At 47.0% G+C, this 24,939-nt stretch carries 20 protein-coding genes and 1 tRNA gene; 18 read left to right on the top strand and 3 right to left on the bottom strand.

The genetic code is table 11. The features are described from left to right. Positions 1-486: 486 nt before the first annotated feature. From L0665_RS04405 to L0665_RS04395, 3 genes are all read left to right on the top strand, one after another. The gene (locus L0665_RS04405; RefSeq protein WP_274924493.1) at positions 487-3,801 is read left to right on the top strand and encodes a hypothetical protein; all 3,315 of its coding nucleotides are present in this window, start codon (positions 487-489) and stop codon (positions 3,799-3,801) included. A gap of 994 nt (positions 3,802-4,795) precedes the next feature. Next, positions 4,796-7,939, top strand: a complete 3,144-nt coding sequence (locus L0665_RS04400; RefSeq protein ID WP_274924492.1) for a VWA domain-containing protein — start codon at positions 4,796-4,798, stop codon at positions 7,937-7,939. A 967-nt stretch (positions 7,940-8,906) separates the two neighbouring features. Further along, positions 8,907-11,837: a VWA domain-containing protein gene (locus L0665_RS04395; RefSeq protein ID WP_274924491.1), complete on the top strand. Its 2,931-nt coding sequence runs from the start codon at positions 8,907-8,909 to the stop codon at positions 11,835-11,837. Between the two features lie 31 nt (positions 11,838-11,868). Here the strand turns inward: L0665_RS04395 and L0665_RS04390 are convergent. Then, a tRNA-Arg gene (locus L0665_RS04390) sits at positions 11,869-11,940 on the bottom strand. Between the two features lie 125 nt (positions 11,941-12,065). On the opposite strand from L0665_RS04390, the gene L0665_RS04385 reads away from it, so the two are divergent. Then, entirely contained in the window at positions 12,066-12,491 is a 426-nt protein-coding gene (locus L0665_RS04385; RefSeq protein WP_274924490.1) for a dCTP deaminase, read from the top strand. A gap of 17 nt (positions 12,492-12,508) precedes the next feature. On the opposite strand, the gene L0665_RS04380 is transcribed toward L0665_RS04385, so the two are convergent. Beyond that, a complete protein-coding gene (locus L0665_RS04380) occupies positions 12,509-14,797 on the bottom strand; it encodes a tubulin/FtsZ family protein (protein WP_274924489.1) in 2,289 nt (762 codons plus the stop codon). A gap of 284 nt (positions 14,798-15,081) precedes the next feature. On the opposite strand from L0665_RS04380, the gene L0665_RS04375 reads away from it, so the two are divergent. Both L0665_RS04375 and L0665_RS04370 read left to right on the top strand, forming a co-directional pair. Continuing rightward, a complete protein-coding gene (locus L0665_RS04375; RefSeq protein ID WP_274924488.1) occupies positions 15,082-16,080 on the top strand; it encodes a 5,10-methylenetetrahydromethanopterin reductase in 999 nt (332 codons plus the stop codon). 70 nt (positions 16,081-16,150) lie between these two features. After that, entirely contained in the window at positions 16,151-17,182 is a 1,032-nt protein-coding gene (locus tag L0665_RS04370) for a galactose-1-phosphate uridylyltransferase (RefSeq protein WP_274924487.1), read from the top strand. Positions 17,183-17,444: 262 nt separating this feature from the next. On the opposite strand, the gene L0665_RS04365 is transcribed toward L0665_RS04370, so the two are convergent. After that, complete coding sequence (locus L0665_RS04365) at positions 17,445-18,284, bottom strand: F420-dependent methylenetetrahydromethanopterin dehydrogenase (protein ID WP_274924486.1); 840 nt, start codon at positions 18,282-18,284, stop codon at positions 17,445-17,447. Between the two features lie 138 nt (positions 18,285-18,422). Here L0665_RS04365 and L0665_RS04360 point away from each other — a divergent pair, with 138 nt between their 5' ends. The 12 genes from L0665_RS04360 (at position 18,423) to L0665_RS04305 (ending at position 24,938) form a co-directional block, all read left to right on the top strand. Then, positions 18,423-18,827: a Tfx family DNA-binding protein gene (locus L0665_RS04360; protein WP_274924485.1), complete on the top strand. Its 405-nt coding sequence runs from the start codon at positions 18,423-18,425 to the stop codon at positions 18,825-18,827. Positions 18,828-19,400: 573 nt separating this feature from the next. Further along, positions 19,401-20,357: a 50S ribosomal protein L3 gene (locus tag L0665_RS04355; protein ID WP_274924484.1), complete on the top strand. Its 957-nt coding sequence runs from the start codon at positions 19,401-19,403 to the stop codon at positions 20,355-20,357. 5 nt (positions 20,358-20,362) lie between these two features. Then, positions 20,363-21,109, top strand: a complete 747-nt coding sequence (gene rpl4p, locus L0665_RS04350) for a 50S ribosomal protein L4 (RefSeq protein WP_274924483.1) — start codon at positions 20,363-20,365, stop codon at positions 21,107-21,109. Between the two features lies 1 nt (position 21,110). Continuing rightward, positions 21,111-21,359: a 50S ribosomal protein L23 gene (locus L0665_RS04345; RefSeq protein WP_274924482.1), complete on the top strand. Its 249-nt coding sequence runs from the start codon at positions 21,111-21,113 to the stop codon at positions 21,357-21,359. Between the two features lie 11 nt (positions 21,360-21,370). Continuing rightward, positions 21,371-22,084: a 50S ribosomal protein L2 gene (locus L0665_RS04340; protein ID WP_274924481.1), complete on the top strand. Its 714-nt coding sequence runs from the start codon at positions 21,371-21,373 to the stop codon at positions 22,082-22,084. 16 nt (positions 22,085-22,100) lie between these two features. Beyond that, positions 22,101-22,514 carry a 30S ribosomal protein S19 gene (locus L0665_RS04335; RefSeq protein ID WP_274924480.1) on the top strand — a complete coding sequence of 138 codons (414 nt, stop codon included), beginning with the start codon at positions 22,101-22,103 and terminating at the stop codon, positions 22,512-22,514. A gap of 5 nt (positions 22,515-22,519) precedes the next feature. Continuing rightward, positions 22,520-22,975 carry a 50S ribosomal protein L22 gene (locus L0665_RS04330; RefSeq protein WP_274924479.1) on the top strand — a complete coding sequence of 152 codons (456 nt, stop codon included), beginning with the start codon at positions 22,520-22,522 and terminating at the stop codon, positions 22,973-22,975. Between the two features lie 3 nt (positions 22,976-22,978). Beyond that, entirely contained in the window at positions 22,979-23,695 is a 717-nt protein-coding gene (locus L0665_RS04325; RefSeq protein ID WP_274924478.1) for a 30S ribosomal protein S3, read from the top strand. A 2-nt stretch (positions 23,696-23,697) separates the two neighbouring features. Beyond that, a complete protein-coding gene (rpmC, locus tag L0665_RS04320; protein WP_274924477.1) occupies positions 23,698-23,901 on the top strand; it encodes a 50S ribosomal protein L29 in 204 nt (67 codons plus the stop codon). Between the two features lie 31 nt (positions 23,902-23,932). Further along, positions 23,933-24,208 carry a ribonuclease P protein component 1 gene (locus L0665_RS04315; RefSeq protein WP_274924476.1) on the top strand — a complete coding sequence of 92 codons (276 nt, stop codon included), beginning with the start codon at positions 23,933-23,935 and terminating at the stop codon, positions 24,206-24,208. An 8-nt stretch (positions 24,209-24,216) separates the two neighbouring features. Further along, complete coding sequence (locus L0665_RS04310) at positions 24,217-24,543, top strand: 30S ribosomal protein S17 (protein ID WP_274924475.1); 327 nt, start codon at positions 24,217-24,219, stop codon at positions 24,541-24,543. Beyond that, positions 24,540-24,938 (top strand): 50S ribosomal protein L14, encoded by a 399-nt coding sequence (locus L0665_RS04305; RefSeq protein WP_274924474.1) that lies wholly within the window; start codon positions 24,540-24,542, stop codon positions 24,936-24,938. The genes L0665_RS04310 and L0665_RS04305 overlap by 4 nt, the downstream gene beginning before the upstream one ends. Position 24,939 lies beyond the last annotated feature (1 nt).

Here is a 24,939-nt window from a genome sequence, read left to right as displayed (position 1 = left end):
GTTCCTTTGCCAATGATAGACGATATGGTATGGCGAAAGCGAATTGCACCTTTGCACCATCATTATTCCTCTTTTGCAGGGCCATTTGGTGTGTATTATTTCCCTGAAATATTATTGTTATAGGCTTTGTTTTATTGTCTGGACAATATTAGGTATTTTAGGTGAATTGAAGGGTTATAATAAATTAAATGGAGATATGGAACATTAATTCCTCGTTTTATTGTTGATTTAATTCTGGTGGGAGGATATTATTTAATGTGTTATCCGGTTATTTGTCTGAAACCGTGGTTAAATCAGCCCTAAAATGGCTTTCGACATGACTCTGATAAAATATTATTTCTTTGGTCATGGTTATGCGCATTTATAAATATGGTCAATTTAGATACACTATATAAATAGTGCTGTGGCTGCCACATATTAAAATAATGAAGGTTGTTGATGCATGAGTTGCCTTTTCAAAACTAAAGTGAAGGGAGAAAGATAAAAATGAAGAATTCATTACGGATTTTGCTGGTGTTGGCTGTCATTGTAGGTGTGCTTCCAATCCTGGCATCAGCGTATCCCATTAACGATACAGATGTTTCGGTCTGTTTTAAGATTGATGATGGCGATCAGTCAGATTTGCATGCTAAAAACGGGTGGCTTGTTGCAGGCAGTGGCACCACCACATCGACTATCCAGGTCGCTTGTGCCGTCAACATGTCTGTAATTCATTATGTGAGGTTTACCTCACTTGAGAAGGACACTTATGGCGATGTTGTCGGGGATCGAGTGACCACTGCCCCCTATAATATTGTCTTCTCTGCATCAGAGAATGTGGCAGGAGATGCACCGATACAGGTGCAGATCAATTATACCGATATCACAAGTGGCATCGGGAATGACTATTACCGGACTGTGTACCAACGGATTGATCATAATATTCCCCTGAATTTCCAGAATATCTCATTTGAAGGTGAAGTAACTCTTGATGAGGAGATGGACATCACCATGGTGATGGAGGATGCATATGGCAATACGGTAAACAGTCTTTATGAGGATGCAACCGGAGGCACGCCTGAGAGTGTGACCCTCTCAACCACATCGCATGCCGGGTCGGGATTTTATAATGATACTGGATATGGCACAGATGTATTAACTGTACCGGTCAGTGCCGAAGGCTCAGTGGTTGCAACATTTAAAACAGGCACCGAGGCGGGGCCGAAGTACCTGATTCATATTGTGCCGAGTGGAGACGTGCATGATAAATGGCTGACCATCACTGCTCTTGCAAATGGTAAACCGTATGAGATACGAGTCTCTGTCAATCCGAAGGATGGCAATCCGCCGTCTCAGCCTGCGGACGGTGAATCAAAATTTTATCTGACATATAATCTGTTTGACAAGTATGGCAATCCATCCTGCAACCATGCTCTGGACTTCAGTGAAGAGGTCACCGGTCGTACGTTCACCTGGTGGACAAACAGTGACGGAGAGGTAAAGGTTGCTTCTGATATTTTTGGTACCTTTGATACCGCAACCACATTAACGGTTCATGCCGAAGCGAAAGAAAATCCCTTTGTTGCTGTCGATCAGAAGCTTCGTTTCGTCAGTACTGCTCCTGAAGGGATGTATCTGATGGCAAATCCACAGTCTATGGCGTCTGCCGATGCGAGACCTGATATTAAAGCACAAATTCTTGCGAAGGTAACGGATGAAAGCGGAAACGGCGTCCCGGGAGAAGAGGTCAATTTCATATTGTTGATACCGGATGGAGGGTTTTCTGCAGCACAGGAGGTAAGTCCCTCCCTTGATGCTTCGACGGCATTTACAAATGCTGATGGCATTGCTGTGGTGAATTTTACCCCTGGAGAATTTATCCAGGATAGCAGTGATGAAAATTACCTCGCGACTGCATCAGAATCATGTGATATTCTGGCAACGTGGGGCACGAAGTCGCAAAAGATCGATCTCACATGGAGAAATTATCCCTATCTCCGGGTGGAAACTGAGGTCAGTCCGGAAACTGTTGAGGTGGGGGGAGCAGTGGATGCGACCATCCGTCTGACAGGGGATGGGTGGGCACTCTATCCCAGCCCGATAGATGTGATGCTCTGTGCGGACCGTTCGGGAAGTATGCTCGAAGATAATCCTGACCGGATGGTATCAGCAATGGATGCCATGAAAATTTTTAATGGAAAGATGACAGAAGGCAGGGACCGGATCGGGCTGACATCTTTTGGAATAAATGGCAGTGCAGATATCTATGATTATTGGGCTTATTACTGGCCGGGGGATGACAGTAAGGAGAATTATATGTATAATGTGTCAGATGAGTCAGAGTGTGGTAATGGTAATGGTTATGGTCATGGTCATGGTCATGGGTGTGGTAATGGATATTATGAGTACTATAATTCCTCTGAAGATATTGCCTACATCAATGCTCATTACTTGGGCAACGGGAAAACCTATGCTGATTATGCCACACTGGATCTCTGCCTTACCAATGAAATAGATACGGCGAACCAAACGATTAGCCAGTTGGTGCCGATGGGTGGCACACCGATGCGTCATGGGCTGTATTTTGCGATAAATGAGCTCATTGAAAATGGGGATCCAGATGCGGTGAAGGCGATAGTTCTGGTATCAGATGGGGATTACGACACGGGTGGTGACCCGCTTGCCCGTGATGAATCGTTTTCCAAAGGTAATTGTTACCGACATCAGAATGGTTACTGTAACGGTAACTGTTATCGTTGGCGTTGTGGCAGTGACTATCCATGTGATTATTACTACTACGATGATCTCTCATCTGATGACTCGCAGAACTTAAAATGGCAGAACCTGAGTGTGTATGCCAACGATCATGACATCACCATATACTCAATTGCATTTGGGAATGGGCTTACAGAAGATGGCACTGATACTCTCAAGACGCTTGCGACAAGTACTGGCGGACTGTATAAATATGCACCTACGGGTGAGGATCTTGCAGCCATTTATCTCGAAATCGCAGGTGAACTGAGGACCGAAGCCGGTGTGGATACAACCATGGATCTGATGTTCACCGATATTGAACTGAACAATGAGACAGAGGTGAATGGCCCGGATAACCGCATACTGGAGTATCAATCTGTGGATAATTTATCAACCCTGATAAAAAGCTGGAATACTGTGTTGTCTCCTCAGTGGTCTGAAGATTCAGACAATGTGGTGCGTCCCCTGAATTTTTCTGACCAGACTAATGACTGGGAGAATGGCAATCAGAAACTGACTTTTGATGCCACTGAAATCGGCACCATCAATCTGGGGCAGGTCTGGCAGACAAAATTCAGGCTGAATGTGACAAAGCCTGGTAATATTAACATATTCGATAATAGGTCACTTATCACCTTCAATGGTGAAGATACTCTGCCCATTCCAAAGACCTACATCACCGCGGTGCTGAATGCCACCGGTATCGACTTCACCGGGCTGCAGGTCTCTGATCTCGTATGCGTTGAGGTTAAGAATGGCGATGTGATTAGCAGTTCTCTAACGATGGAATGGAACCTGAATTATTCCGGTACAAACAATGTCACACAGAATCTGTATTACCATAAGGTGGGTGACGGTATCTGGACAAACTTTAATAAAATGACCGTCCCCGGGCCGGTACCTGTCAGTTTCCAGACCGGGCAACTCTGTGTGGCTGATTTCCCGCCGGGTGAGTATAAACTCAGGGTGCGTGCTATGGCAGATGATGCACCAGACTCGGTCATTGAGACCTCAGAAACAATAGTCATCGGGCAGGGTGGAGATTTCTTCATCCGTCTTGGATAAATTTTATATGTATTCTCTTTTAGTCGTGCACAGTTTCAGGGAAAACTGAATCCGCACCCCACGTTTTGAAGCCCGGGGGTGTGTCATCTCCCCTGAGTGGTTCCCCCCCTTTTCATCGATAAACGTAAAGGATAATCATTCCGGGGATCCCTTCTCTCGTGCTGTTTTCTTCCTCCCTGTCCTTCTCTTTCTCCCGGGCAGGGAATGGCTGATTTTCGCATAAATCTCTGCATAATGTGATTTTTTCAGATTGAGGGATCAGTACCCGATTGTGTCAGGCAATCCGGTAGTACCGCTTTAGGTATGCACCGAAGGATCGTCCATTGGGTATGTTATAGTCACACACATACCCACGCCACATTACCCATAAGAAATTTATCTCACTAGCAAAAAAGAGGGTGCGCACTGGTTGTATCTCGTAATATTTTGCTCTCTTCGCTGATGGTGCAGACCTTTTTCTGTGCTTTTCGTCATTTTTTGGGTGTGGTATCCTTATCGGCAACGTTTTTGTGGTTTTCTGTTTTCGTATATGTTTTTTTGCATGGGGGATACTCTGTTGCTTTCAAATGTGGTGTGCACTTTTGCAAGACATTTCCGTGCCTTGTGGTGTATATTATTTCCATCCGGAAAAACGGGGAGTGTAGCCCGGTTTTTCCCTAAAAAATATGTGTCTGGGATTCTCTCATAATTGTCTGACTTGTGGCCTGAATTTGAATTAAAAAGTGAAATGTCTTATTTTTGCTTAAAATAGTATTCTATTTTATTATGTATTTAACCAAAAAAACAGGGTTTTTTTCTAATTTGTCTGGGCAAATATCTTCAGATAAATCATGCATGTTTAGCTCCGATATATCATTTATTTCTGTGTTCTTATTTCTGGCAATACTTAAATATGTCGGATATGTATAGGAAACTATAACAATGGATTGTGACGGGTGTCGGGTGTACCTGTTGTCTTTTGTGAAATGCAATAATTTTTGGGGGATAAAAATACATGAAGAATTCTTTATGGATTCTGTTGGTGTTGGGGGTGATTGTGGGTGTGCTTCCAGTCATGGTATCAGCAGATCCAATTACTGATGAGGATGTCTCCATCGAATTTTTCATAGATGATGGGAACCCTGCAGATTTGCATGATGAAAACGGGTGGCTTGTTGCAGGTAGCGGTATCTCTTCGGTGATTCGGGTTGACTATACTGGCAGTGGGTCACCGGATATCAATTTTGTGAGAATTATCTCGCTTGAGGAGGATACATATGGCAAGGTTAAGGGGAAGGATGCGGCAAGTTTGCCCTGTGAAGTTGTCTTCTCTGCATCAAAAAAGGTGGCAGGAAACGCAACGATACAGGTGCATATCAATTACACGGCAGAGGGTATTGGTTATGACTATTACCGGACTGTGTATCAGCCGATTGACCATGCCGCGCCAAAGAAAATCCAGAACCTCGTCTTTGAAGGTGAAGTCACTCTGAACGAGATGATGAATATCACGATGACGATGGTGGATAGATATGGCAATACGGTAAACAGTCTCTATGAGGATGCATTGGGTGTCGTTGGCTCGCCGGAGGGTGTGACCTTTGAGACCACCTCGTATGCAGGTTCCGGATTCTATGATGGCACCGGATATGGTGCAGAGTCGGTGACCATACCGGTCAATGCAGAAGGTTCAGTGGTTGCGACATTTAAGGCAGGCACCGAGGCAGGGCCCAAGTATCTGATTCATGTCGTGCCGGATATATATGTGAATGACAAATGGCTGACCATCACTGCTCTTGCAGATGCCAAACCGTATGCAATTGTAGTCTCTGTCGATCCAAATGTGGTTACCCCGCCGTATATTCCGGCTGATGGTGAATCTAAATTTTACCTGACATACCGTTTGTTTGACAGGTATGGCAATCCGTCCGGTAATCAGACTCTGCATTTCAATGACTCTGTTTTCGAAGATGAATTCATCCGACGGACGAACAGTGATGGCGAGGTAAAGTTCACCTTCGGTCCCTTTGACCGGGTGACTCTCTTCACAATTCATGCTTATGCAGTGGAGAATACCTCTGTCACCGTTGATCAGGAGCTCCGTTTCACCAACACCTCTCCTGAAGATATGCTTCTGACGGCAAACCCGCAGTCAATGCCGTCTGCTGATGTTGAAGCTGGATTTCATGCAGATCTCCTTGCGAAAGTAACCGATGAGAGTGGAAATGGCGTTCCGGGAGAGACAGTCCAGTTCTTTATCACACCTCCGGGTTTGTGGGATGATGCGCAAGAACTGGATCCCTACCTTGATGATACCCCCGGTGTTACTGATGCAATTGCCATAACGGATATTGATGGTGTTGCTACGGTGCACTTTACTCCCGGACGATTTGTTACCAATATCAGTGATGATCATTACAATGCGACTGCATCAGAATCCTGTACGGTTGTGGCACGCTGGGGCACCCCACCCAAAAAGACGAGATCAATTGATCTCGTGTGGAAGAACTATCCCTATCTCCGGGTGGAAACCGAGGTCAATCCGGAAACTGTTCAGGTGGGCGATCCGGTTGAGGTGACCATCCGGCTGATTGGTGATGGCTATGCTCTCTCTCCTGACCCGATCGATGTGATGCTCTGTGTGGACCGGTCGTGGAGTATGACTTATGATTCTCCTGATCGGATGGTATCACTGATGTCTGCCCTGAAGGTATTTAATACAGAGATGACCGAGGGCAGGGATTGGGTCGGGATGACATCGTTTGGAAAAAGGGGTACTATCAATTACGCGAGCGATCCATATATCGTACCCAAAACCTATTCTGATTTAGCTACAATGGATCTTCCACTCACTTCCTTGAACAGGGCTATGGTAAACCAAACGATTGACCATTTGGTTCCAGGAGGTTATACAGGAATGCGTTACGGGCTGTATCTTGCGATAAATGAAATCGTTGGAAAGCCCCGTATCGATGCGGTGCAGGCGGTAATTGTACTCTCTGATGGAGATTACAACAACTATGGAGATCCGCTTGCCCGTGGAACTGGCTATTTATATTCCCCAATATATGTAGGTGATGATGATTCATTATATAAGAGTCCAACCCAATCTCCATTCGGTCACTACTCGTTAGATTATATTAATTTCAGTGAAATTTTAGACGTTGAAGAGCAGAATCTGAGTGTGTATGCTGTCAATCATAACATCACCATCTACTCAATATCGTTTGGGGATGGGCTTACAGATAATGGAATTGATACCCTCAAGACGCTTGCTACAGGTACTGGCGGAAAATACAATCATGCACCCACGGGTGATGACCTGGCAGCCATCTATACCAAAATCGCAGGTGAACTGAAGACCGAGGCCGGTGTGAATACAACCATGGATGTAATGTTCACCAACATTGAACAGAACAATGTATCGGTGGAGAACGACCCCTCAGATCCTATTCTGGAATATGAATATGAAGATGGTATCTCAACCCTGGTAATGAGCTGGAATACCACTGGGTCTCCTCCAGGGTCAGAAGATTTACCCAATATTATGGGCCCCCTGACGTTTGACCAGCGTAATGACTGGAAAGATAACCAAAGCCTGAACTTTAATACCACTGAAATCGGTACCATCCATTTGGGGCAGATCTGGCAGGCGAAATTCAGGCTGAATATTTCAAAACCGGGCAATATCAATATATTTGGCAAAGAATCAGCCATTTTCTTCAATAATGGGGAAGATTTCCTGCTCCTGCCAAAGACCTACATCACTGCAGTGCCCTACCTGAATGCCACCGGTATCAACTTTACCGGTCTGGAGGTCTCTGATCTGACCTGTGTTGAGGCAGAGGGTGGTGACGTGATAGAAAATTACCTGACGATGGAGTGGAACCTGAATTATTCCGGTAACTATACTGCTACCCAGTATCTGTATTACCAGAAGGTGGGTGACGGCATCTGGATCCCTTTTAGTGAAGTACCGGTGACAGGACCTGTGAGTATGCTTTCTCATACTCGAGAGCTCTATGTTGCTGACTTCCCGCCGGGTGAGTATAAACTCAGGGTATGTGCTATGGCACCGGATGCACCGGATTCGGTCGCTGAGACGCTGTGTTCGATAGTCATCGGCCAGGGTGGGCAGTTCTTCATTCGGCTAGAATAATTCAATTGAAATGCAGTATGGTAATATTGGATGGTTTCCGTGTGAATCGAACCCACGTGGGTGCAACGTTCCGGGGAATATATCTCCCCTATGAGTCCCCCCAATCCCCCCAATCCCCCCATACCCACCGGAATAAAAATAGGGTATGATTCTGTTTTACTGCATGGATTTTTCCCATCCGCTTCCATTTCGCATATCTGGCAGGGAATTGTGTTTAGAGTGCCAAAAAAGATACTTTCCATATGATGATATTCCCGCATTTATACCGTTGTACCATAAAAAATTGTATCAGCCATTATAGTATTAAATCTGTATAAAGCAGTGGATTTCTCCATTGGGCTTACATTGGCCTTTTGTCTGTCAGATTCTTGTCTCCCCGGCAAATGGGGGTGACATAGGTGTCGTGAAAGGCCTGCGTTCTCGTTGATTGTGTGTTATTTCATGTGATGGCCATCGTATTTTAGGTCTGATGTGTCATCGGCAACATTTTTGGGGGTATATTTTCAGGTAATGGTTTGGGATTGAGTATATAATACATTCGCCGTTCTGAAATGGATTAAAGATATGTTCTCTCTTTTTGTGGAATAATGAAGTGAATGATTTTCATATGGAATAATTGTTCAGTGGATTTTTTTTATATCCATGATTTATTCTCAGTTTTTCCTGCAATAATTCAATATAATTGGTTTAATGGAGCGTTTAGGTCACAATTGGGATTTTAAAATGATTGATGCAATTTTTGTCTGTGCATTATTTTTCCTGAGTTAGAGAGTATTTTTCGTAGAAATGGAGGGCAAATGTATTCCAAAAATCTCAAAACTATGATCTTCATGAATTAATATTTCTTCCATTCTCCTGTTAGTAGTTATTAAATATTTTGTATAATCATAGGCAAGTATTAATATTGTTGGCAGCCGTTGGGGAGTTTGTCTTTCATGAGAGCAGTATTGATGGGGGGAAAACAAATATGAAAAATTTTTTGTGGATTCTGCTGGTGTTGGGGGGTATTATGGGGGTGCTTCCATTCGTCGTGTCAGCAGCAGATCCAATTATAGATGCGGATGTCAACATCACTTTTAAAATAGATGGTGGAAGTTCTGCAGATTTACATGACGAAAAAGGGTGGCTTGTAGCAGGCAGCGGTGGCACTTCGACGATCAGAGCAAAATATACCGGCAGCGTATCACCGCAGATCAATTATGTGAGATTTAGTACCAATGAAGAGAGTATGTATGGGAGTGTCACGGGATATTATGTGGGTAATTCGCCGTATTACGATGGCGTATTCACCCCATCAAAGAATCGGGCGGGAAATGCAACGATTGATTTGCACATTAATTTCTCGGTAAACGGGATGGGTTATGATTATTACCGGAATATATCTCAGCCGATTGACCATAACACTCCGATGAAGATCCAGAGCATCGCATTTGAAAATGAAGTGACCATTGACAAAACGATGAATATCACAATTGTGATGGAAGATGCATACGGGAATGCGGTGACAAGCCTCTATGAGGATAAATACGGTGGTAAACGGGAAAATGTAACTTTCGAAACCACCGGGTATGCCGGTTCGGGATTTTATGACTGTGATGGATATGATGCAGAGTCAGTGACGGTTCCGGTTAATGCTGAGGGAGCGGTGGTTGCGACATTTAAAGCGGGTACTGAGGCGGGCCCGAAGTATCTGGTACATGTCGTGCCGAATGCACCCGTGGATGATAAATGGCTGACCATTACGGGTATTGCGGATGCTCAACCGTATGGGATGACGGTCACTGTTGTTCCGAATGTGGGCACCCCGCCATCCGTTCCGGCAGATGGTGAATCCAAATTTTATCTGATGTACAATCTTTTTGACCGGTATGGTAATCCGTCGTGCAATCAAGCCGTGAAATTTACGAATAATGCCATTGGTGATGAGTTTACCTGGCGGACGAATGGTAACGGGCAGATCTTTTTGTCCTTTGGTCCTTATGAGACAGTTGCCAACTATACCATCCATGCTGAAGCGGTGGAGAATTTCTCTGTTGCTATTAATCAGTCCATCCGGTTTGCAAGCACCTCTCCCGATGATATGCTCCTGACAGCAAGTCCGCAGTCGATGCCATCCGCTGATGTGCCAAACGCAAAGGGTGCGAATATCTATGCAAAGGTAACGGATGAGTGCGGAAACGGTGTCCCGGGTGAAAATGTTAGTTTTTGGATTGTAGGTGTTTCAGATTCTGAAACAACGCCGGAAGTACCCTCTCTTAATGTCTCATCAGCTGTGACCAACGGAGATGGCATTGCCACAGTGAACTTTACCCCCGGTGCCTTTGAAATCAATGTGTCTGGATATGAATCCTGTACTGTCAATGCTATGTGGGGTGTGAAGTCGAGATCTATTGATCTTGAGTGGAGGAACTATCCCTATCTCCGGGTGGAAACAGAAGTCGACCGGGAAACCTTTGAAGTAGGGAAACCGGTGAATGTGACCGTCCGTCTGATTGGAGATGGCTATGCCCTTTCTCCAGACCCGATTCACGTGATGCTCTGTGCGGACCGATCTGGAAGTATGAATGGAGAAAAGATTGAATCACTGATAAATGCCTTGAAGGTCTTTAATGAAAATATGACTGAGGGTAAGGACTGGGTTGGGATGACCTCGTTTGGGGGCGATGCCACTCTGGATCTTCCCTTCACCACGAACAAGGAAGAGGTGGAGTCCGCGATTGATGCTCTTTGGGCCGATGGAGGCACGCCGATGCGGAAAGGACTGTTTCTTGCGATAAATGAGATTAATACAAAATTCCAGAATGAAGCAGTTAAAGCGGTAATTCTTCTATCGGATGGGAATTACAACACGGGTGGCGACCCGCTTGCAGTACCAGGAGTTTATTATTATAATATCCCAGAAATTACGAATCCAGCAGAGCAGAACCTGAGTGTTTATGCTACTAATCATGGTGTCGCAATTTATTCAATTGGATTTGAAGATGATGGGATTGATGTTCTCCGGGCGCTTGCAAAATATACTGGTGGGAAATACTATTATGCGTCAACCTGTGATGACCTTGCGGGAATTTATACGACCATCGCAGGTGAACTGAAGACTGCGGCCGGGGTCAACACAAAGATGAGCTTAAAGATGTCAAACATTGAGTTAAACAATGTATCACAGCCGAATAGCAAGTCTGATCCAATACTGGAATATGAATACGTGGAAGGTGAATCCACTCTTGTGAAGAGCTGGAATACTGAAGGCTCAGAAGGCTTGCCAAATATTGAATCCGGGCAGACGGTTGACCAGACCGCCCACTGGGATGCGAACCGGTGCCTGAACTTTGATTCTACTACTAATCTCAGCACCATTCAACTGGGCCAAACCTGGCAGGCAAAATTCAGGCTGATTCCAATGAAGCCGGGCAATATAAACATTTTTGGGAACGGATCATCCATCTCCTTCAACGATGCCGCTTCTTTGAACTTGCCAAAGACTTACATCACCGCAGAACCTGACATGAACGCCACTGGCATAAACTTCACTAGTCTCCGGGCCCATGACCTGTTCTGTGAAGAATATGTGGGATATGAAGGTGGCACAATCTGTCCTGCGATAGGAAACGATCTGACGGTGGATTGGAACCTGAGTTATTCAGGGAATGATACCGTTACGCAGTGCCTGTATTATGAGAATATGGATGACGGTTTCTGGACGCAGTTCTGCACCTTTGATGAGACCGTTCCGGCTGAAGAAAAGTCCTATACCAAACAGCTCTATGTTGCTGATTTCCCGCCGGGTGAATATAAAATCAGAGTGCGTGCCACAGCTAAAGATGCGGCGGAATCAGTCGTTGAGACGACTGTGATATCAATTGGAAGGGGTGTGGCTAACTACATCCTCCTAGAATAATCCCTTTTAAATGTAATCCTGAAAAATGAAACGGATCCAGCGGGAATCGAACCCGCGTCCTTGGGTTCGAAGCCCAAGAGGATATCCTCTACCCTATGGATCCACCCATCTTATTCGTGGTAGGGGATGATAATCATTCTGGATTGGACCGTTTATTCTCACTGTTTTCTTCCCCCTGTTTCTCTCCGGCAACAGCAATTTTCCCCTTACAGACACAACCTACATACGATGATTCTCTCAGAGTCAGATATCGGTGAACGAATAGCCTCTGGCAATCTCGTGATAACGCCATACAGCAAAGATTCGCAGCAGCCGGCCTCCTATGACCTGCGTTCAGCAGAAGACTATCTTCTTTCCAAAGGTGAATGCACGCTCGTCGCATCCATGGAACGGGTTGAACTACCCTGTGATGTTGCAGCAACCCTCATGTGCCGGTCATCATTTGGCAGGCGTGGTGTGCTTATCGGTGGCGGGTTCGTGGACCCCGGCTTCCGGGGGCAGCTGACCCTCTGCCTCGTCAACGTCGGTCCGGAGGATATCACCCTCCCCGCGGGTGAGCGGGTGGTACAGATAATCATGCACGAAGTAAAAACAGGAGCGCGGGAGTATGAAGGACGGTATCAGGACAGCAACGGTGCCGTTTCGTGCCGGTAAAATGGTATTGATAAATATTATTTGATCCAGAAGAGGCCGTCATCCGTGTCGTCCTCTTCCGGTTCACTCTCTTTTTCGTATCCGCTTGAAATAGTCCCTTTTTTATAATTTGGCTTTATTTCTGGTTTTTTTGTTTCGGTTTGTGTTTTATTTTTCCGTCGTTCTGCACGAGTGATAAGGTCATCTTTTGGTGCAGGCACTCGTGCGGACATCTTCACATCCCCGTTGAGAAACTCCTTTGTTTTTGGGGTGCCACGGGACAGATGTACTGAACCGCCCGTGAGTGCACTGTCATTCGGGCGTATTTCGGATGACTTTGCTGAGATCTTATTTCCTATGAGTGCATTGTCGTTTGGGCGTATCCCGGATGACTTTACCGAGATCTTATTTCCCATGAGAGCACTGTCGTTTGCTTTTGGTGGGGACGTGACTGAGAATGAACGTCCCATGTAGGCTGAATCATTAGGCCCTTTGACAAATGAAATACTGACATCTTTTCCACCAAAAGATGCATCATTCGGACGTTTATCCTGTTTGCCAAGACTAATTTTCTCTCCTACCAGTGCCGAATCACGGGGACCTTTGTTATCAGATGAGGGGATATCTTTCAGACCGAATATGGAGTCTTTAGGTCCTTTATTTTCTCCTCCGTCTGTCATCCTTGTCATGTCAGCGATATTACGTTCCTGCCGCCCGGGCATTGAGAGTTGTTCATCAGTAGCGTTTTTTTTCCCCTTCCCCTCGACAGAGATCATATTGTCCTTGTTCTGTTCTTTCCTTTTCTCACTGCGTGCCACACCGCCAAGGGTAATCATCCCGTCATTCAGTACCTGTTTGCCATCTTCTGCTGCCATGGTTCCCTCCCAGTTTGCTCTGTTCTGAAGGTCTTCTTCTCTTTCCATAGAAGTATATGGGGGATGTTCTTCCTCGTCCTGCCAGGTGTAATCACCTTCTTCAGATAGTATTTCTGTTTCCCGGTTATGTGGGTATTCGGATTCAGTTGCTTCATCTTCAAAGAGGTCTGTTATGTCAAAGTCATCCTTCTCTTCTTCTCCTGCGCCTGTTTCCGTCTGAACGGATTCAAAAGGTACTGTTGCCTTTTCTCTTTCACCGTTCAAAATGCCATTATTTACTTCATTTTGCTGAAGAAACCTCGTTTCTTCTGCCGCATTTTCCTCTTCATATTGGCGGCGGATTTCGTTCAGCTCGGTTACCCTGGGGATATTTGAGATGCCGGCGAGAACGATGATGATGCCCACAAATCGGGTATTCATCACCGGATAGTCACCAGATCGCATCTCAAGACCTGAGATACTCCGGTCAATCCATTTCCTGACCGTCTGAAATCCTTTCATAGAAAGTTCCTGAGATGGCCCCGCGATGAGGACCAGTGCCTTATCTGCACTGGTGAGATCGCAGGGAACAGAGATTTCCTCATATACTGCACGTTTTGCGAGAGATACGATTCGTGTTGCCCGTTTATGGGACGTTTCAGAGAAGTATGTGTCTGAACGCCATTGGTTGAACCGGTCCTTAAATGAGCTGCGCAGGGGTTCTGTGGCGTATCCGATTGCAACAAGGCCGTTTCCCTTCAGGGTGTTTAAGACCTCACCTGCATCAAGGACAATATCTGCTGCCTCAACCCCTGTTTCGCTAAATTCGCCCGCGCGGAGAAGTAGACCAATCTGACGTGCAATTTTCTCATTCAAGATGGCATAGACATCACGGGGATTGTCCGGAAACACCTTCTGTCTGTATGAACTGGTGATAGTTTCCTTTGCAACACTAAACTGGTCATACTCTGCCTTCAGGCGTTCCTGCCATGTTTCGTTATCAAAGAGAAACACTGCGTCAAGAACGCTTTTTACCCGTTTTAAGTCATCAGAGGCCTTTGAAGAGTGGCGTTTGCCCTCGTTGCGGATTGGAAGAATACATACGCCGAATATTGGTTCAATAAAGGATTTACGCAGTTCCTCTGTGAGTTGCGGGATGGCATCAATGACACTTCCTCCCAGACCGGCAAAGATCATAATGGAGTCGATTTCAAAGTTGTCCATCTTCTGGATGAGATTCATCACCTCTTCCACATTGATGGTGGAGGTTACGTCAAAATGAATCTCAGGATCGAGTGCAGGGAAATGCATTCGTGCATTATCCGGGATATTTGAAAGCTGTCGCAGGCTGTTACCGTCTATGTCGACAGCTATCGCTGAAACACATCCCACTCTGCTTTTCATGTCGTGGTTATACAGAAGATCAACAATCCGCGTGCCCGCCCCACCGAGCCCGATTGCAAGTATTCTCATTATGTATTTCTCCGTATCCTGTACACAAATGTGGGTGCTGCGGGTTATTATGCAGACCCATTGGTACCAGTATATACACTCCTTCTGATGTATGATACGTTCATATAAATAATAAAATCTGTGGATGCTCGCCTCAAATTAACCGGGTTATAAGAGGTAGGTTAATAATTAACCCGCAATTTTGGGTTTTGATGGATGGTGGCATGGGGATGCCGATACGCGCTCAATTAAATGATAACGTATATTAATCTCGATGTGTTATATGAAGTTAAGGTGAAAGACCTATGAGTTATGGTATAGAATTTGTCCCTGGAAATATCACCGTGAAACAGGTGGTAAATTACTGTAAACTTGCAGAGCAGAAAGATATCGACTTTGCATGGATTACGAATCACTACAACAACCGTCACTGCTACCCAACCCTTGCTGCAATTGCAGAAGCAACTGACTCCATTAAGATGGGCCCGGGTATCATGAACACATTTACCGACACACCGGCAGCAATTGCTTCCTTCATGTGCACGTTAAATGAGATCTCTGACGGCCGCGCTGTTCTTGGAATTGGACCTGGTGACCTTTCCACACTCCCTAAGCTTGCAATTGCAGCATCAAAGCCTCTCGGACGTCTGAGAGAAGGTGTCCAGCAGATTAGTGCTCTCTGTGCTGGAGAAGAAGTCAAGAAAACCGGCAACATGGAATTCTTCGACTACGATGGTGCAAAGCTTACTGGTGTTACACTGCCTGCAAAGAAGAAGCAGATCCCTATCTACATTGGTGCACAGGGCCCCAAGATGCTCGGACTTGCCGGTGAAATTGGTCAGGGAGCACTTATCAATGCATCCAACCCGAAGGACTTTGCAGCTGCTATCCCCCTGATCAAAACAGCATGTGATGCAGTTGATGAGAAGAAGTTCAAGAAGTTCGATGTTGGTGCATACACCGCTATGTCCATTGACCAGAGCGAAGCAAAGGCACGCAAAGCAGCAAAGATTGTTGCAGCATTCATCGCAGCAGGTTCACCTGAACCCCTGCTCCAGCGCCACGGCCTTGACCTTGCCAACGTTGGCAAGATCAAAGAGGCACTCGGACGCTTTGACTTCGGTGCAGTCGGCGGCCTCGTCGGCGACGCAGAGATTGATGCATTCACCATTGCAGGTACTCCTGACATGGTTCAGCAGAAGTGCGAAGACCTTACTGCATCTGGTGTTACCCAGATCATCTTCGGATCTCCACTTGGTCCTGACATGACTAACTCTATCCGTCTTCTCGGAAAGTTAATCTGAGACACAGTGGATCAATATCCAAACCATTTTCTTTTTTTTTGACGTTCTCTCAACTGTGCTGGATATTTAGGTGGCAGTGGAACCACTGTTTCTCCGGGATGTGTTCAGTACATATGGGACTGAATGGTTGTCAGAAGATTTCAGAAAGAATAAAACAGTGAATGAGATGAATACATTGTTTCTGGTAGAGGAGTGTGACTCAGAAAATGGCGTATTCCAGTACCGCCGGGACCTTTTGACTGGTTTGCAGTGCCGCATTGCGCCGGAACGGGTCCATCGCAATATTGATGTTCGGTACCGGCCGCACACTTTTCATGATGACGTTCCCTGTGTATTCTGCCCGGAACGGGTTCGTTCTGAGACGCCGGTATTTTTGGATGGTTCCCGTATTATTGTGGGAGAGAGTGTCACTTTCCCGAATCTCTATCCGTTTGCAGAGACGCATGTGGTGACGGTCATTACAGAGGCACACGACCCGGCAGAGATTACAGCCACACAGATTGAAGATGCCCTCTGTGGTCAGATAGCTGCCCTTTCAGGTTGTGATGGGTATGCCTCGTGCAACTGGAACTATCTCCCGTCGTCTGGTGCCAGTATGTTGCATCCGCATATGCAGGGAATGGCGGATACGTTTCCGACATTTCATGCAGGCGTTGTTATTGAACGTTCAGAAGCTTTCAGCCGCAGGGAAGGAAGGGTATACCGGGAATGCCTGATTGAACAGGAGATGGATAGTTCCCGCTATCTTTTTGGTGATGAACTGCCGTTTTTTGCCCATGCTGTCCCTCTGGGTGAAAAGGAGGTGCGTGCATATCTTCCCGTTCGGTGTGCAGGCGAGCTCGAACCGTGGTGCGGTATTCTCGCAGAAGGTATTGAACGGGTGATTTCCCTCTACCGGGGGGCAGGGCACTATGCATTTAATATGTCACTTTTCTTTGACGCAGCCGGACGGCCTGACAAAGGGTTCCGCGCATTTTGTTCTCTCATTGCCCGCATAAATCCCAGTGCTGCGGCAATGAGCGACTCCGCGTTTATGGAGCGGATGCATTTTGAACCCATCGTGATGACCCTTCCTGAAGACCTTGCGGGTTTTTTGCCCTGATGTGTGTTTTTTGAGAGATTGGGGTAGAGTGCTGGCGCTGTCGGGTGGCGCGCACATAAAATCTGCTCTTTTATAATGCTGTGTCTTCCAGAATTGGTTTCCATCCATCTCTGTCTGGAAAAAAGAGTAACTGACAGCTGAATCTTTTTGCATGGCAATCGCCGGTGATTTGTGTCTGTCAACTGCCTGAACGGAACATTTTTCCTGCACTTCTTAATCCTGCAGAATTCTGAATACGTAAGAGAAAAAAAGGTATTTGGGTTTACTCCGGTTTGGAGATCAGGGTTGTCTTGGAGACGATTGTACCGTCTTTCTTGTGTGGCATACGAATGACGCCGTCACAGCCCTTCTCGATCTCACGTGCTTCATCACAGAGAATCGTTGCAGCGCGCATCATTTCGTGTGCTGATGCAACGATTGGAACATAGTTCTCGAATCCCTTGGTCATGAAACATCCCTTTACATTGACCATTGCAACTGCTGCTGCAATCTCAAATGCTGCACGTGCCTTTGCATATGCGTATGGGTTGGAGAACTCGTCTTTGACTGCCTTGTCTGCGGTCATAACGATCTTTGGGAGCTCAATGTCTGCGCCGGACTTGCCTGCTTTAACCTGGTCAATCACTGCATCAAGTGCGATCTGCATCTTGCGGAATGCACCGGTGATGGTGAGGACCTTTACCAGGTTGCCGTTGTAGTCGGACATCTCTGATGGGTCAAGGAATTCACGGCGTGCACCAATCATGGAGTCTGCCTTCTGGATGATGTATCCGAAGTCGCTTGCCTTGAGGTCTGCCCATTCTTTCTTGGTGGTGACATCGTCAGTGATGACGACAACAGGGATTCCTGCTGCTTTCAGTGCTTCGCGTGCACCGGTGGGGCCAGGGAGGACTCCATTTGGTGAGACGACGATTGCGAAGTCTGGCTTGTATGAAATAAGGGTGCTAACAACACGCTCGACATCCTCGACTTCAAGCTTGGTTCCACTTGTTGCCATAAATGTCTGCATGTCTTCACGGTCTGCGCGCTCATCGAGCAGAAGCTCGACCATAACACCGCTTGCGATGTTGCCCAGTTTTGCAACTCCAACTTTAACTACCATAACTAAACCTCTCAAATTTGAGAACATTCTACTATCAGAATGTTCAGTAATAAACATTGTGAATTCCTTCGTTCAACTGTCTGTCTGTTAGGTGGTTAACGAAAACAGTTTAAATTATTGGAATAGATACTGATGTTAATGAAACAAGGTCTTCTTACTGGACGGCAGAGGGAAGTGCTTAGGTACCGGAAACAGGGCCTGACCCAGCAGCAGATAGCAGATATCATCCGAACCTCAAAAGCAAATGTCTGCACCATTGAAAAAGCGGCATATGAGAATATTGAGAAAGCAAAGGAAACGCTTGAATTTCTCTATACACTCGATGCGACTCACCTCTGTACGATAAAGGTAGGGACAGATCTCTTTGATGCCGTCGGCGAAATCTATGGAGAAGCTGAAAAATTGCGGATAAAGGTCCGCTATGATTCCATCAATCTCATCAACCGCCTGAAGGAGGCAAATCCGGGTAAGTTTAAAGGCAGGTTTGTGCGCGAAGATGTTGATGTATATATCAATGAAGATGGAGAGCTTTGTTTTGGGTGAAATTATCTCTATTATTGGTCCCTTTTTTCAATACTTTTATATGTCTATCACAGAAATATTTAGGAAACATATATGATGATCTTTCGGGCAGATAAGGCAGTATTTCTGCGTCCTGTCCGGCGGATCATTGCTATGTGGTGACTTTCCCTGTGGCATGCTGCAGGGGAGGGTCCCGGGATATGGTTGTGTTCATACACACCAGGGTGAAAGACGTAGGATCTGATGGAACCGTAAGGGTGGACGTTTTGTGGAACGAGCCCACATCTGGCGTATTGTTTATGCGCGCAGAAACGGAGTCCGTCAGGATCAATTTGAGAGAATGAGTCTTTCCGGTCCACACCGGAAGAATCTTTCAGATATGTGAAAAGGGCCCAATGCCTGTAAATGGTGACGGATGAGGATCTTCTTAATTCGTATCGCACATTTAGGTATGCATCAATCGGCCCATCAGACCACATCGTTAGCTCAGACCTGAGTTGAAAACCAATTCATTCTCGGAATGTATTCTGTACCGGAATCTCCGGTGCAGGATGAAGCATCAACTGAAAACCAAGATTTAGGATTGATACATCAATGTCCGAGTTAAACAGACCTCGCAGAGGTTCACTTGCATACAGTCCCCGCAAGCGTGCGAAAAGCCAGGTACCGAAATACCATTCCTGGCCGCAGCATGACGGGGAGCCCGTTTTGCAGGGTTTTGCCGGTTACAAGGCGGGCATGACTCACATAGTCATGGTCGATGATCACAATAAGAGCCCTACAGAGGGCAAGGACATCATGGTCCCAGTAACCATCGTTGAAATTCCGGCGATGGTTGTGATCGGCATTCGCCTGTACAGAAAGGATACCTTTGGCAAGCGTGCATACGCTGAAGCCTGGTCAGAAGAAGGTCTGGAAGCACTCCGTGAAGTAGTAGCATCCGGTAAAGTTACCGATGTCTTTGCAATCACAAAGACCCAGCCATCTGTTCTTACCGGTGTGCCAAAGAAGAGCGGCGACACCATGGAAATGCGTGTTGCAGGCGGCAGTATTGAAGATCGTGTTGAGTTTGCAGCATCACTTCTTGGCAATGAAGTTGAGCTTGATTCTGTATTCAAAACAGGCCAGTACATGGATGTCACTGCAATTACCACCGGAAAGGGAACAAATGGTCCGGTCAAACGCTGGGGTATTCAGACCCGGAGTGGAAAACACTCCCGTGGTGGTAAGAAGCGTCATATTGGTAACCTTGGTCCATGGCACCCTCACCACGTCAGGTGGCAGGTTCCACAGATGGGTCAGTTGGGATACCAGCAGCGTACTGAGTTCAACAAACGCCTCTTAAAGGTCGGCAATACCGGTGAGGAAATTAATCCCGCAGGTGGATTTACCAACTATGGTCTTGTCAGAGGCAGATATGTTGCAATTAAGGGCTCAGTCCCTGGTCCATGCAAACGTCTTATCAGAATGCGAGCAGCAGTCAGGCAGAGTGAACATGTCGAGCGCATACCGGCAATCCAGTACGTAAGTGTTGCCAGCAAACAGGGGTGAACTGAATGAAGGCACAGATTTCAACAATTGACGGTGGTTCAGCAGGAGAGATGGAGCTTCCTGCAGTATTTGAAGAGAGCTACCGCCCGGATCTCATTAAAAACGCTGTTCTTGCACTTCAGAGTGAGCGCTACCAGCCACACGGCACTGATCCACGTGCAGGATTCCGCACATCAGCAGAATCCTGGGGTAGTGGCCGTGGTGTTGCACAGCTTCCACGTCTGAAGAACGGATCGCGTGCAGCACGTATTCCACAGTCAGTCGGTGGACGCGCAGCACATCCTCCCAAAGTGGAGAAGAATCTGGTACGGAAGATCAACAAACAGGAAAAGCGCCTTGCTATCCGGTCTGCTATTGCAGCAACCGTAAACGAGGAACTGATCACCGCACGCGGACATCTCTTTGAAGGTGTAGTACCTGTCGTCTTTGACGATGGATTCGAAGCCCTGACCACTGCAAAGGACGTTGTCGCAGCACTCTCTGTTGTAGGTGTATACACCGATATTGAGCGCTCAGCAGCCAGCAAAAAAGTACGTGCAGGCCGTGGAAAGACCCGTGGTCGCCGTTACAAGCAGCGCAAGAGCGTGCTGATTGTCACCAGTGAAACACCTCTCCGTGCAGCAGTCAATCTTGCCGGTGTGGATGTCGTTGCTGTTGATGCACTGAACGCAGAGTTGCTCGCACCTGGCACTCAGGCAGGACGTCTGACTGTCTGGACTGCTGGTGCACTGAAGAAACTGGAGATGATGTGAGATGACAATTAAGACTCCGTTTGTCACAGAAAAAGCATCCATGATGCTCGAGTCTGATGGCAAACTCCAGTTCATTGTCCGCCATACTGCAGACAAAAAGAAGATTGCACGTGCAGTCGAGGAAATGTTTGCCCACGAAGTAACATCTGTTACAACGATGATGACAATGAAAGGACAGAAGAAAGCCATTGTCACATTTGCTGACAAAAAAGCCGGTGAGGAAATACTTTCACGGCTGGGAATCCTCTGAAGGTGGTTTGAATGGGTAAACGCATAATATCCCAGAACCGTGGCCGTGGTGGCCCTACATACCGTGCACCGTCGCACAAATACAAGGCTGAACTCAAGCACCCTGGCACTATCGGTGAGACTGTTGGTGGCGTTGTGATCGATATCGAGCACGACCCTGCCCGGCACGCACCAATTGCCAAGATCGAACTTGATGGCAGCAAAAAGAAGATCTTCATGCTTGTCACCGAAGGTGTGGGCGTTGGCGACAGGATCGAATGGGGTCCTGAAGCTCAGGTGAAGAACGGAAACACCATGTCTCTTGAATTAATCCCTGTCGGTGCCTACGTCTGTAATGTCGAAGCACGCCCAAATGACGGTGGAAAATTCATCCGTGCATCTGGTGTGCAGGCACAGGTTATTGGCAAGGACGAGGGCCGTGTTGGTATCAAGATGCCATCCGGAAAACAAAAATGGTTCAACTCTGACTGTCGTGCAACCATTGGCATTGTCGCCGGTGGTGGACGTAGTGAGAAGCCGTTTGTCAAAGCAGGAAAGAAGTTCCACAAGATGAAATCCCAGGCAGCGAAATGGCCGCGTGTAAAGGGTGTCTGTATGAATGTTATCGATCACCCATTCGGTGGCGGTGGACACCAGCATGTTGGCAGACCAAAGAGTGTTGCCCGTGGTACATCACCTGGACGAAAAGTTGGACATATCGCCTCGAAGAGAACCGGAAGGAAATAGTCGGGAGTGATCAGATATGGCAAAAAAGACACAGAGAAGGTTGCCGAGGCGGAAAGAGGAATTCACCTACCACGGCTACAAAATTGAAGATCTGCAGCAGATGGGCATGAGCGAACTTTTGCCCATTATGCCAGCACGGATTCGCCGCCGGGTCAACCGCGGCCTTTCCCCCGGACATGAGAGCCTGTTGCATGACATCAGAGGTGGCAAAGAGCGTATCCGGACTCACCTCCGTGATATGATCATTCTCCCTGAGATGGTTGGTAAGACAATTGAAATCCACAACGGCAAGAGCTTCCTTGAAGTGGAAATTCAGCCTGAAGCTGTTTTCCACTACCTGGGAGAGTTTGCGCTCACCCGTGGACGTGTGAACCATGGTAGTGCTGGTATCGGTGCAACCCGGTCGAGTAAATTCGTACCCCTGAAGTGATGGAAATGGCAAGAACAGCATATTCTATTAAAACAGAGGGTGAATGCGCCCGCGCAAAGGCAAACGAGCTTCCAATTTCACCAAAGCATTCAATTGAGATTGCCCGTGAAGTCAGAGGAATGAAGACCAAAGATGCAATTGAATTCCTTGAGGATGTTGTTGCATTGAAGCGTGCAGTTCCTTTCCGCCGGTTCAACAGAGATGTTGCACACAAGCGTGGTCTGGATGGCTGGGATGCCGGCCGGTATCCCGTCAAGGCATCTTCATACTTCATCAAACTGATCAAATCAGTTGAGAAGAATGCAGAATACCTTGGTCTTGATACCGAAAATCTCGTGATTGACAAGATTTCCGCAGCCCGCGGCCGCAGACTGAAGGGCATATTCCCCCGTGCAATGGGGCGTGCCACACCAAAATACGCAGAATCCGTCAACATCGAGATTGCAGTGAAGGAGGCCTGAAATATGGGAATCGAGAAGAGATTTGTAGCAGATGGTGTCCGCGAGGCACGTGTTGAAAATTTCCTTGTAAAGGAACTGAAGCGTGCTGGCTACGGTGGTATGGAAATCATCCGTACCCCGCTCGGCACTCAGATCACCATCTATGCTGAAAAACCCGGTATTGTCATTGGAAAGGGTGGAAAGGTTGTTCGCCAGCTGACCGCTGACCTCCAGAATGACTATGGTATCGATTCACCACAGATTGAAGTCCAGCAGGTGGATGAACCAAGTTTCAATGCCCAGATTATGGCAGAGAGACTTGCAAACTCACTTGAACGTGGCTGGTATTTCCGCAAGGCAGGGAACAGTGTTCTCCGCCGTGTGATGGAATCCGGTGCACTTGGCTGTGAGGTTATTCTTTCCGGAAAGGTTACCGGTTCCCGTTCACGTGTCCAGAAGTTTACTGAAGGCCATGTGAAGCACGCAGGTGAACCATCTGTGACTATCGTTGATCATGGATTTGCCCTTGCAGTGAAGAAGCTTGGAACAATTGGTGTCCAGGTCAAGATTATCCCACCAGGAGCACGTCTCCCTGATACCTTTGAAGTGCTTGAACCTCAACCAGAGGTTCCTGAAGAGCCGGTTTATGAAGGTGTGGATATCGATGAAGATATCATTGGTGCAGAGATTGACGCTGAACTCGAAGCAGCCGAGGATGTTCCCGTACAGGAGGAACTCTGATTATGGCTATCTTTCGTGCAGCAGAAGTCGCTGACTTCAGTGATGTTGAACTCCAGGAGCAGCTTGCAAAGCTTAGGCTTGAACTGGTCGAGAGTAACGGAAAAGTGAGTGCAGGAGGCGCACCGGAAAACCCGGGACGCATCTCTGAAATCCGGAGAACAATTGCCCGGATCAGCACTGAGCAGAACAAGCGCCGCAACGCCTGATTCTCTCTTCAGACGCATAAGGAATACATAGATGATCACCGCACAGAATGTCTGCAGGCATGAACTCATCGGGCTCCCCGTACGAGTCCATGCCTCATCAAACCGCACCCAGACCGGTATCACCGGTGTGGTCTGCGGAGAGTCAAAGCAGATGCTCGAAATATGTGCCGGTGATCGTATCCTCCGGGTTGCAAAGAAATTTGCAACCTTTGACCTGCACCTTCCCGATGATACCCGTGTAAGGGTTGATGGGTCGGTGCTGGTTATGCAGCCTGAAAAAAGAATCAGCATGCGAATCAGAAACTGAGGTAAATAATGGCTAAAAACACAGGATTGAACGTCCCCATTCCGGAAAAGGAATGTGATGACGTGAACTGTCCATTTCATGGCACTTTACCGGTGCGCGGCCAGGTGATTACCGGTAAGGTCGTGAGTGACCGAATGCAGGGAACGATAGTAGTCGGACGCGACTATCTGCACTATGTGAAGAAATACAAGCGTTACGAAAAACGCAGTTCACATATTCATGCACATCACTCCCCCTGTATTGATCTCAAAGTAGGCGACATGGTAAAGATTGCCGAATGCCGCCCACTTTCAAAGACCAAGAAATTTGTCGTCGTTGAGGTGATGACAGAATGAAAGCAAAACAATCGCGTACTCCCCGGGCACTTTGTACGGGTAGCCGGCTTGTGTGTGTCGATAATACCGGCGCACGGCAGGTAGAGATTGTTTCTGTAGACCTTTACCACGGTGTACACCGCCGCCAGCCCAAACTGGGTCTTGGTGATGTGGCAACGGTCACGGTCAAAAAAGGCACTCCCGATATGCGTAAAACGCTCGTGAAAGCAGTCGTCATCAGGCAGAAAAAGGAGATCAGGAGAGTTTCCGGTCTTCGTCTCTCATTTGAGGACAACGCAATGGTAGTAGTGAACGAACGCGGAGAACCTAAGGGAACGGAAATAAAAGGCCCTGTTGCACGTGAAGTGGCAGAGCGTTTCCCTAAGATCGGTTCAATGGCGACGATTATTGTCTGAG

Origin of the sequence: Methanogenium marinum (genome assembly GCF_028912405.1) — an archaeon.
In the GTDB taxonomy this organism is placed as follows: Archaea; Halobacteriota; Methanomicrobia; order Methanomicrobiales; family Methanomicrobiaceae; genus Methanogenium; species Methanogenium marinum.
The sequence above is the reverse complement of the archived record's forward strand: the minus strand, read 5'-3'. Positions and strand labels throughout refer to the sequence as shown.